General features: G+C 44.4%; 8 protein-coding genes and 2 rRNA genes. 7 read left to right on the top strand and 3 right to left on the bottom strand.

What is annotated here, in order from left to right:
- A 5S ribosomal RNA gene (gene rrf, locus ACLHR0_RS25245) occupies positions 1-106 on the top strand; the annotation flags it as partial.
- Between the two features lie 159 nt (positions 107-265).
- A 5S ribosomal RNA gene (rrf, locus tag ACLHR0_RS25240) occupies positions 266-377 on the top strand.
- A gap of 68 nt (positions 378-445) precedes the next feature.
- Here the strand turns inward: rrf (ACLHR0_RS25240) and ACLHR0_RS25235 are convergent.
- The 3 genes from ACLHR0_RS25235 to ACLHR0_RS25225 form a co-directional block, all read right to left on the bottom strand.
- On the bottom strand, positions 446-1,285 hold the full coding sequence (locus ACLHR0_RS25235; RefSeq protein WP_370912648.1) for a hypothetical protein: 840 nt from the start codon (positions 1,283-1,285) through the stop codon (positions 446-448).
- Between the two features lie 33 nt (positions 1,286-1,318).
- Entirely contained in the window at positions 1,319-2,344 is a 1,026-nt protein-coding gene (locus ACLHR0_RS25230; protein WP_370912647.1) for a LacI family DNA-binding transcriptional regulator, read from the bottom strand.
- Positions 2,345-2,485: 141 nt separating this feature from the next.
- A complete protein-coding gene (locus ACLHR0_RS25225) occupies positions 2,486-5,047 on the bottom strand; it encodes a zinc-dependent metalloprotease (protein ID WP_436490374.1) in 2,562 nt (853 codons plus the stop codon).
- A 737-nt stretch (positions 5,048-5,784) separates the two neighbouring features.
- On the opposite strand from ACLHR0_RS25225, the gene ACLHR0_RS25220 reads away from it, so the two are divergent.
- From ACLHR0_RS25220 to mnmE, 5 genes are all read left to right on the top strand, one after another.
- Positions 5,785-6,639 (top strand): MotA/TolQ/ExbB proton channel family protein, encoded by an 855-nt coding sequence (locus tag ACLHR0_RS25220; RefSeq protein WP_336389237.1) that lies wholly within the window; start codon positions 5,785-5,787, stop codon positions 6,637-6,639.
- Between the two features lie 69 nt (positions 6,640-6,708).
- Complete coding sequence (locus tag ACLHR0_RS25215) at positions 6,709-7,362, top strand: ExbD/TolR family protein (protein WP_079470956.1); 654 nt, start codon at positions 6,709-6,711, stop codon at positions 7,360-7,362.
- Between the two features lie 64 nt (positions 7,363-7,426).
- Positions 7,427-8,044 carry an ExbD/TolR family protein gene (locus ACLHR0_RS25210; RefSeq protein WP_429051552.1) on the top strand — a complete coding sequence of 206 codons (618 nt, stop codon included), beginning with the start codon at positions 7,427-7,429 and terminating at the stop codon, positions 8,042-8,044.
- A gap of 37 nt (positions 8,045-8,081) precedes the next feature.
- Complete coding sequence (locus tag ACLHR0_RS25205; protein ID WP_079470954.1) at positions 8,082-8,918, top strand: energy transducer TonB; 837 nt, start codon at positions 8,082-8,084, stop codon at positions 8,916-8,918.
- Positions 8,919-9,053: 135 nt separating this feature from the next.
- Positions 9,054-10,436 (top strand): tRNA uridine-5-carboxymethylaminomethyl(34) synthesis GTPase MnmE, encoded by a 1,383-nt coding sequence (gene mnmE, locus ACLHR0_RS25200; RefSeq protein WP_436490371.1) that lies wholly within the window; start codon positions 9,054-9,056, stop codon positions 10,434-10,436.
- Positions 10,437-10,590 lie beyond the last annotated feature (154 nt).

The raw sequence follows: 10,590 nt of genomic DNA, 5'->3' as shown, positions 1-10,590 counted from the left end.
GGTTATGCCGAGGGTGTTCACCTCTTCCCATTCCGAACAGAGAAGTTAAGCCCCTCATGGCCGATGGTACTGCAATATCATGCGGGAGAGTAGGTAGCTGCCATACTTATTAAGAGAAGCCTTGGTGTACAAACACCGAGGCTTCTTTATTTAAATTCTATCCAGAAAAGCTGTTATAGGTTATCTCTTTAAGAGACTCAAATACGATTCACAGTTCGTTCAGAACTTCATCATATAATTGCCTGCTCAAACAGGCTAAAGATCTTATGGTGGTTATGCCGAGGGTGTTCACCTCTTCCCATTCCGAACAGAGAAGTTAAGCCCCTCATGGCCGATGGTACTGCAATATCATGCGGGAGAGTAGGTAGCTGCCATACTTATTAAAAGAAAGCCTTAGTGTTTCAAACACTAAGGCTTTCTTTTTTATATCACTTCCTGGAATCACTTATCTATTCGTACGATTATACCACTTCGCCAGATTTATCGCAACACCCATATTAAAATTCACCGGCTGGAAATACTCATTGAAATTATGGTCGTCGGTATCGTCGTAAAAACTATTACTGTTTATCGGTGTTGAAAACTGTAACTGTGCCTGAAACTTTACGTATTTATAACCCACCCGCACTGTGAATGCCGGCTCATAGAACACCACGGATTTGTCGTGGATACGCATAAATTTCGTCTGCTCCTGTTCATTATTTTCAAATGCCTTTACGCCAATATTACTGTCGTAAAAGTTTATCAGGGAAAAGCGACTGCTGAAGGCTGCTTCCACCACACGATGGGAAAGCCCGAAGCTTGGTTGTATAAATACTTTGCTGAAACGGTTTTTTATGACATAGTCGTTCAGGTTAATGTTACCAGTACCATCATTATCGGATTTGTAGTTGCCAGTCAATGTTTTGAAATTGCCGCTGCCATAACCCGCATATACATCAAAAACTGCTTTTTTACTGACGCCAATAGGCTTGAAGAAGCCAACGGCCCCTTCTATCAATCCTCCGCGGGTATTGTTATCCCGGAATAAGCCGTCTTCATCGTAACTATTGGTCGGATCGGCATAATTAAACCCCCACAGGTACTGGCCATTGGCCATGATGGCTATATTATCAGTAATTGCAAAAGCGGTCTGCAGATTGGTAGGTGTAACGCTGCCTTTGAATTCATACTTCTCTTTCAACAACGGCACATTTACCTGGTTAGGCACATAAATACGCTTGTTACAAGAGGATACGGCAACTGCGGCAGTACATAATAATGCTACATAAATGGAAGATTTCATAAAAGTTGTAGGTTATCAGTTTTAGTATTAAAATTATATTCCGGTAGATTCCCGCTTGATTAACTCCACCGGGAATACGTAATTTTTTGTCACTTTCACTGTCTCTTCGTGGTTGATCAGCTGAACGATTGTTTCCACGGCTTTCTGCCCCATATTATACCCCGATTGTTCAATGGTAGTTAAAGAAGGAGAAATAATACGGGAAGACAGATCATTGGAATATCCCACTACTTTGATTTGCCCGGGAACCGCAATATTCCTGTTCCTCGCTTCACGGATAAAAGCCACCGCTGAACTGTCATTGGCTGCAAACATACCATCGGGCATTTTCTGTGCATCAAACAATTGTTGTGCAGCAATAGTCGCCGAGTCCATCGTCAGATCATGGATATAAACCAGCTCTTCGTCGAAAGGAATATTATATTGTGCCAATGCCTCTTTGTATCCTGAAAGCCTTTGCTGGTAAAGGTTACAGGTGAGCACTCCGGAGAAGTGGGCAATACGTTTGCAACCTTGTTTGATCAGGTGTTCGGTGGCCAGGAAACCGCCTCTGAAATCATCTCCGGTAATAGTGTAGCCCTGAAAATCGGTAGGCACACGGTCATAAAATACCAGTGGAATATTGTTCTTGATAAACGGACTGAAATGATCAAAATTGGTGGTGAACATGGAAGCAACTGCCAGTAATCCATCTACACGAAGAGAATAAAAAGTATGTACTAATTCCTTCTCCATCGCCACGGTTTCATCCGACTGGCCAATTACAATGCTGAATCCATATTTATGTGCCTCATGCTGAATACCGCTGATAGCCGTACTCTGAAAGTACATGGAAGTTCGGGGTACGATAAGGCCGAGAATGTTCGACCGTTTCTTGCGCAAACTGGAAGCAATCCAGTTAGGTACGTAGCCCATCTCTGTAGCTGCGGCTTGTACTTTTTCACGTGTTTCCAGGTTAATGAGCGGATTGTTTTGCAATGCACGTGAAACAGTAGATGCCGACAGATTCAGCTTATGCGCGATATCGTATATCGTGATTTTGTTAGTCCGATCTTTCACTTTTGAGGCTTCTAAGTTAATAATGCAGCGATATTAAGCATTTTCCGCAATAATTTATAGGCTTTTGAACATCTATAAAACGAAGGCACCCTTCCTGGAGTTACCGGGAAGGGTGCAGATATTTTCGTGTATGCGCATTCGTTATTTCGGATCCAGTGCCTTATTGATACGGGCAATCAGCTCCTGGAGATGATTGCGGGTCATGCTGTCGCCACTGCCTGCAGCAGCACGCAGCTCTGTTCTCAGGGCGGTCAGCTGGGCACGGCCAATGCCTGCAGCATCTGATCTGGCAGCACTCGGAGGTGCATAACCACCCATCATTGGATTGGCGGGGGCAGCTGGGGCTACCAGGTCAGAAAGGTTATCCACATAGTCGCGTTGCAGGTTTCTGCGGTATACGTCTATCGGTTGATGTGTATAAAGTTCTGAGAAGATGGATTTTTTCAGATCGTTCAGCATATCAACAGGTGAATAAGCCTTTGCTCCCAGTGCAGCTTCACCGGCAATCAGTTTATTGATGGTATTGGTACTCATCAGCCTGTCCAGAACAGGTGTTTGGCGGGAATTAATCAGGGAAACGCCATCGCTGCCTATGCGGCTCAGTAAATCCTGGTTAATCAGCCACTTCGGAGTGGTAAACAGTTGCTTGTTCAGGAACTGTATCGCTTCTTTCTGGGTTGCTTCGGGTACGTATTCATACACCCCACCGGCTTGTTCTACGGTTTTTGGTGTTTCGTAAATACCACCTACGTTTTTAGCCACATGACCCATGTAACGGCTAAACTGACCGGCTACTTCTTTATACAATTCAGACAGGTTTGCATAACCTTCGTTATCCACCTTTGTCCAGCTAAGGAGGTTAGGCATAATATACTGGAGGTTTTTTATGCCGTATGTACTGGCAATCATGGCATTGTCGCCCAGATCTTCGTTTTGGGATCTTGGATCGTCCGGGTTCATTTCTGTACCGAACCAGAATTTCTTATCCTTCAGCTTTTCCACCGTCATTTTATTGAGGATAGGCGTTTCTGCTTCCGGTGATTTGGCCTGTGGCAGCAGTTTATAGCCCCATTCGATTGCCCATTTATCGTAGTAGTTAATGCGGGGATAGAGATCAGCGCCGGTGATGCCGTCGCCAGGTTGCGCTATGTAGTTAAAACGGGCGTAGTCCATGATAGACGCTGCATGGCCGTTCTTTTTCACCCATTCCTTATCACGCAGTTTTTCAACCGGGTAAGTGGAGCTGGAGCCGAAGTTATGGCGCAAACCGAGTGTATGGCCCACTTCGTGGGAAGATACAAAGCGGATCAGTTCACCCATCAGTTCATCGCTGAACTGCATGTTACGGGCGCGGGGATCGTTGGGAGACGCCTGTACAAAATACCAGTTACGCAGCAAATGCATCACGTTGTGGTACCAGTTGATATGACTTTCGATAATTTCACCGGAGCGGGGATCGTGTACGTGAGGACCGCTCGCATTGGGTACATCTGAAGGTTTGTAAACGATAGCAGAGAATCTGGCATCTTCAATAGACCAGGTGGAATCTTCCTGGGGAGTAGGCGCCATTTTCGCAATAATAGCGTTTTTAAAGCCCGCCTGTTCGAAGGCAGACTGCCAGTCGTTCACACCCATGATCAGGTATTTACGCCATTTTACGGGCGTTGCAGGGTCAATATAGAACACGATGGGTTTAACTGGTTCCACCAGTTCACCGCGTTTATATTTCTCCATGTCTTCAGGTTTTGGTTCCAGGCGCCAGCGGGTGATCATCTGGAGTCTTTTCACGCCTTGCGGATCCGCATCGAAGTCGGTTACGCTGGTGGTGAAGTAGCCTACGCGGGGATCAAAATAGCGTGGTTGCATGGGCACTGCGGGAAGCAACACCATAGAGCTGTTTAACTCCACGGTAGCATTGCCGCCCTGGGATGGGGGCATACCCGGGCCACCCGGTCCGCCGGATTTGCTGTATGTTTTTACGGTTTTGATTTCGGTATTCATCGGATAGGATTTCACATCAGAGATGTAAGATTTATCAGGCTGAACACCACCGATTTTGAGCATGTTTTTAATCTGGCCGTCGAAGAACAGGATCTCGTTATCCCCGCTGATGTATTCTGTGAGGTCGATAACTGTACCTTTCCCGTTTTTAGATGCCGCCTTTACGTCAAACGCTGCAACGATGGGTTGCAGGTTGGAGTTGCTCACAGAGGTGAACATAGGTTGGGTAGAATCTTTTGAAACGTCGGCGTAGGAGATATTTTTAAGGAAGATGCGATTGTTGGGGCCTTTTTCAAAGCGGATCACATTTTCGCCGATGATATCGCCACTGAAGCCCATCATCATGGCGCGGAGACCTGCAGCTGATTTTGAGATCCTGTTTACCACCAGTACGTCTCTTCCGAGCAGGGAATCAGGGATTTCAAAAAAGAAGCGGTCATCCAGTTTGTAGATGTTAAACAGGCCGGAATCAGCCTGGGCTTTATCAGTAATTACTTCGGCAAAGGGTTTGGGTCCTGGCTTTGGTCCTGGCTTGATCATGGGAGGTTTCCCGGTAGAATCTTTAGCAGGAGCAGGAGTAGTTGGGGTGGCGTTACGCGATTGTTTTTTTCGCTGTGCGCTGGCAGGTTGATAAACTGTAGTACCCAGGCAAAGTGCGCCTGCCATGGCTATTATCAGTTTGTGATGAATTGGTTTGATCATTACGATTTAATAAATTGGTTTTTGATTAGTTGTTATGTTTTTTTAAAAACCTTTGCAAGTAAGTATTTTAAGTATTAACTTATCAGGAAAATCCATAAGCGCAGTAATGACTGTAGGAATGGAAAAAAAGAAGCAAAATTGAATGGTAGGCGTTGAAACAATAGTTGCGGTGGCAACTTTTTTTATGTAAGTATTTATTATTATAGCAAATAATAATTTCATATGGCAGAGATAGCAGGGGAGAAGTTGATTGCCGCTGCGGCATTGAATTTCAAGTTATGGGGCGGGCAAAATATGGATGTTGTATTGCTAAATGCTATTAGCGTGGCCTGAAAGTGTTTACTGGCGCGGAAATAAATAAGTTGGCAGAATTGTGAGATTTCTGTTGGAACATTTGAATTTTTTCTTAAATTGTGCGTCCAACTTTGAAAAAAATCAAACGATTTCAAGAATTGGGACAGTAACAATCAGTTGTGAGAACTGCAATATTGGTTTATTCGCTTATGTAAGTGTTTGCTCTAAAAAAATGAGTGGTCTAAAAGCCCTGTGATGGGGCTTTTACGTGTGAAGGTTAATTTTTGTGGGTTTTTTTGGGCTGCACTTGTTTTTTTGGACCAACCGTATAACTTTGCGAATCACTGATTAAAACAGTAAATTGGGTGCTGAGGGGCATTCTAAAGGGACAGAAACTTCTAACAAACAATAGTTTAATTTTTAACACTAAAATTTCAATCAACATGGCTGAGACTAAAACAACTGTGACTGCAGCTACAGCTAAGGCTTCTTCTCATCAACCTAAAAAGTCATCCAACCTGTTCGCGACGTTGGCTGTGCCTATCTGCTTAGTGATAGGATTCCTGTTTTTCTTTTTTGTATTAGGTAATCCAGCCAATTTCCAGGGTAATAATCCCGATGGACATCCTATAGATTCAGGTATCGGTAAATGGTTTGGTACTGTTTACAAAGGAGGATTGGTAGTACCGGTATTGATTTCCGTATTACTGGTGTGTCTGACTTTCGTGATCGAGCGCTTCCTGTACCTGTCAAAAGCAAAAGGTAAATTCAGCGGTTCTGAGCTGGTACGTAAAGTACAGTACCACCTGGCTAACAAAAATGTAGACGCAGCACTGGCTGAGTGTGACAAACAGAAAGGCTCTGTAGGAAATGTACTGAAAGCTGGTCTGAAAAAGTACAAAGAAATGGTTACCAATGCTGATCTGGATACAGAACAGAAGATCCTGACCATCAAAAATGAAATTGAAGAAACCACTGCACTGGAACTGCCAATGATGGAAAAGAACCTGGTGTTCCTGTCTACCATTGCGTCTGTAGCAACCCTGTTGGGTCTGTTCGGTACAGTATTGGGTATGATCAAGGCGTTCTCTGCAATGTCTTCTGGTGGTGCTCCGGATTCTGCACAGCTGGCGTTAGGTATCTCTGAGGCGTTGATTAACACCGCACTGGGTATCGGTACATCCGCTATTGCGATCGTAATGTACAACTACTTTACTACCAATATTGATAGCATCACTTACGCTATTGACGAATCTGGCTTTACTTTAACTCAGAGCTTCGCAGCAAACCACAAATAATCTGAGATTATTTTGTGGAATTTGAGCGGTTTTGAATCTATTTAAAGTAAACCATAAAACAGAGTAAAGATGCCTAAAGTTAAAATGCCAAGGAAAAGCACGGCCATTGACATGACAGCAATGTGTGATGTGGCTTTCCTGCTGTTAACTTTCTTTATGCTGGCGACTAAGTTTAAACCGGATGAACCGGTAACAGTAGTTACCCCATCCTCTATAAACACCACCCTTTTACCTGATTCCGATGTGTTGTTATTCACAGTGGATAAGGATGGCAGAGTGTTTTTCAGCATGGATGGTCAGCCCAAAAGAAAGAAGCTGATAGAAGATCTGAACACGCAGTACAAACTGGGCCTGGACGATAAAGAAATTAAAAGCTTTGTAACCGGAGCCAGTGTAGGAGCACCTATCAAAGACCTGAAACAATACCTCTCCCTCTCTGAGGACGAACGTAAAAAATCAGGCCTGGACAAGGGAATTCCTACAGATTCTGCTAATAATGAGTTAGGTGCCTGGATCGAATATGGTGTTGCAGCACAAGGCGGAAGCATTGCGAAGCTGAAGTACTGTATCAAAGCAGACAACCAGACTCCTTATCCAAAGATCAAGGAAATCCTGGATACCTTCAAAAAGAAGCATATTCAGAAGCTGAACCTGGTTACTAACCTGGAAGAAGCACCTAAAGGTACTGCTGCCTGGGAAGAGGCAAATGCACCTAAGAAGTAAACGGCAGTAATTACTTCCTGACCTGGAAGGCTGTTGATTTAAGAACTAAAAAAAATTGGCTACTATGGCAGAAATGGATACCAGTAGTAGTGGCGGTGGCAAGAAACACGGTGGGACGAAATCCAAGAAACAATCTACCCGTGTAGATATGACACCGATGGTAGACTTAGGTTTTCTCCTGATTACCTTCTTCATGCTTACCACTACCATGTCCAAGCCCAAAACAATGGACTTGATCATGCCAAAGGATACCGAAAATGAGAAGGACCAGAACAAAGTAAAAGAAAGTACGGCCCTGACCATTTTACTCGGAAAAGATAATCGTGTTTACTATTACGAAGGTTTGGCACAAGACCCGAATGCCTCTGCTAATCCTGACTTCTTCAAGGCAACATCATTTGCCAATACCGGAGGAATCAGAGATGAGATTATCAGAAAGAGGGATGAGGTTGCCAAACTGAGAAATGCAAAAGGTGAACCAGAAGATGTTGTAGTGATTATTAAAGCTGATGATCAGGCTAATTACAAGAATTTCGTAGATATTCTTGATGAAATGGCCATCAACAGGATTCAACGTTATGCAACCGTAGATATCAGTGACCAGGATAAAAAATGGATACAGTCTACAGAAACAGCTAACGGTGTACCTAGTAGCACTCCTGCAACTCCGCCGGCTAAATAACTAATTATTTTTTTGCATCCATCATAAAACAACAACAATGGATTCTGCTAAAGTCTTAAAGTCCGATTTTCTTGATATCCTGTTTGACGGCAGGAACAAGGATTATGGGGCGTACGATTTGCGGAGACAGTATAATAAGCGTGTGCGGAATGCCATTTTGGGAACCGCGTCATTGTTTGTAATATTCTTTGCAACGTACATGATATCACAGTGGGTTAAAGCTTCTGAGGGTGAAAACACGAAGAAGCCGGTGATACAGGAAATTAAGATGGAGGATGTGAAGTTACCGGATGATCCGAAAACGCCACCTCCGCCACCTCCACCGCCTGCGCCGCCACCACCGGTAAAACCGTCAGTACAGTTCACTCCTCCTGTTATTAAGAAGGATAATGAAGTACCACCGGATGAGGAACCTCCGAAACATGAGGATATTAAGGATAAAGCCATCAGTACTAAAACTGTAGACGGTGATCCAAACGGAGTTGATCCGGGATTACTGGAAGATAGTAAAGGTACCGGTGTAGTAGGCCCGCCTCCTGCTCCTGCAAAAGAAGAAATCTTCACTTTCGTAGAGCAACCTCCAACCTTCCCGGGTGGAGAAGAAGCACTGGCCAAATACCTGAGCAAAAATATCCGTTACCCACGCGTTGCGCAGGAAAATGGTATCTCCGGTACAGTATTCGTTCAGTTCGTAGTAGATTCTGAAGGAAATATTAAAGATGTAAAAACAGTAGGCGCCGCAAAAGGTGGTGGCCTGGAAGAAGAAGCTGTGCGTGTGGTGAAAACCATGCCTAAGTGGAAAGCTGGTAAGCAAAATGGCCGCCAGGTTTCTGTACAGTTCAACCTCCCTATCCGCTTTACTTTGCAGGAGTAGTACTGTATCAATATAATTTTCAAAGGTCCCGTTTCAACATAGTTGGAACGGGACCTTTGATTTTCAGGAATTGGTGATAGCCCCGATTGTCCGTAAATTTGTGCCCTTTGGGAATATTCATAAACTAAATACGGTATGCTGGGTAAATTAACAGGATTTGATGATACGATTGTAGCGGTAGCAACAGCCCCGGGCCTCGGCGCTATTGCGGTAATACGGCTGAGCGGCCCCGATACCTATGCGATCTGTAACGGACTATTCCCTGGTAAGGATCTCCTGCAACAAGCCAGTCATACCCTGCATTTTGGTAACATCGTTTCCAATGGTCACATCATCGACGAGGTAGTGGTGAGCCTGTATAAAGGCCCCCGTTCTTATACCGGCGAAGATGTGATTGAGATATCCTGTCATGGTTCTCCCTATATCCAACAACAAATTATTGATGCCACCATTAAAGCAGGTGCACGGCTGGCGAAGCCAGGTGAATTTACCCAGCGGGCATTCCTGAACGGTAAACTGGATCTTACCCAGGCCGAATCTGTGGCCGATCTGATAGCCAGTAATTCTGCCGCCTCCCATCAAACTGCCATGCAACAAATGCGTGGTGGCTTCTCCAAGGAATTACATGCCCTGCGTGAGCAATTAATTACCTTTTCCGCCCTGATCGAACTTGAACTGGACTTCAGCCAGGAAGACGTGGAATTTGCCGATCGTAGCGGCTTATATACCCTTGTTACTAATGCCACCGGAGTAGTGAAGCACCTCATCGACTCCTTCCGGATGGGAAATGTTATCAAAAATGGTGTGAATACCGCCATAGTAGGTAAACCCAATGCCGGCAAATCAACATTACTGAATACGCTTCTCAATGAGAACCGCGCCATCGTCAGCGATATCGCCGGCACTACCCGCGATACCATCGAGGAAATACTCAACATTGATGGCATCCTCTTCCGCCTTATAGATACTGCCGGTATCCGCGAAAGCCTGGATACCATTGAAAGCATTGGTGTGCAGAAAACAATGGAGAAAATACGCGAGGCCGGTGTAGTCGTTTATCTCTTTGATGTGAATGAACTCTCTGAAACGGATATACGTAATCAGATTACTGCTTTTGAATCACAAAACGTTAACTATCTCCTGGTAGGAAACAAAACAGATATCACCGGTGAAGCAGCCATCCGCGCCAAATTCACCGGTATACCTGAAATACTTTTTATCTCAGCAAAGAATCATGCACACATCCAGGAGCTGAAAGATGCACTGGTACATAAGGTACTGGCAGGCGATGTCAACACAGAAGATACCATCATCACCAATGCCCGCCATCACGCCGCGCTGCAGGAAGTGCTGAAATCATTACAGGATGTAAAACAGGGAATGGACGACGGTCTGCCGGGAGACTTGCTGGCACTGGATATCCGGCTTTGTTTGCATTATCTGGGAGAGATAACGGGTGAGGTGACAAATGAGGACAGGCTGGATTATATTTTCAGTAAGTTTTGTATCGGAAAGTAAGCCCTTTCTTTTATTTACATCTACTTTTCTTTATTTGCCTAACGTAATGCTTATCAGTGTTGCATCTTGACAGGATGCCTGATTTTTCCTTTGTTTTATTTTGTTGTTGATCCATAAACCTCTAAATTAGTAATAAGATACGGAGGTACAAATG

Source organism: Chitinophaga sp. ARDCPP14 (assembly GCF_051362515.1).
Taxonomy (GTDB): Bacteria; Bacteroidota; Bacteroidia; order Chitinophagales; family Chitinophagaceae; genus Chitinophaga.
The sequence above is the reverse complement of the archived record's forward strand: the minus strand, read 5'-3'. Positions and strand labels throughout refer to the sequence as shown.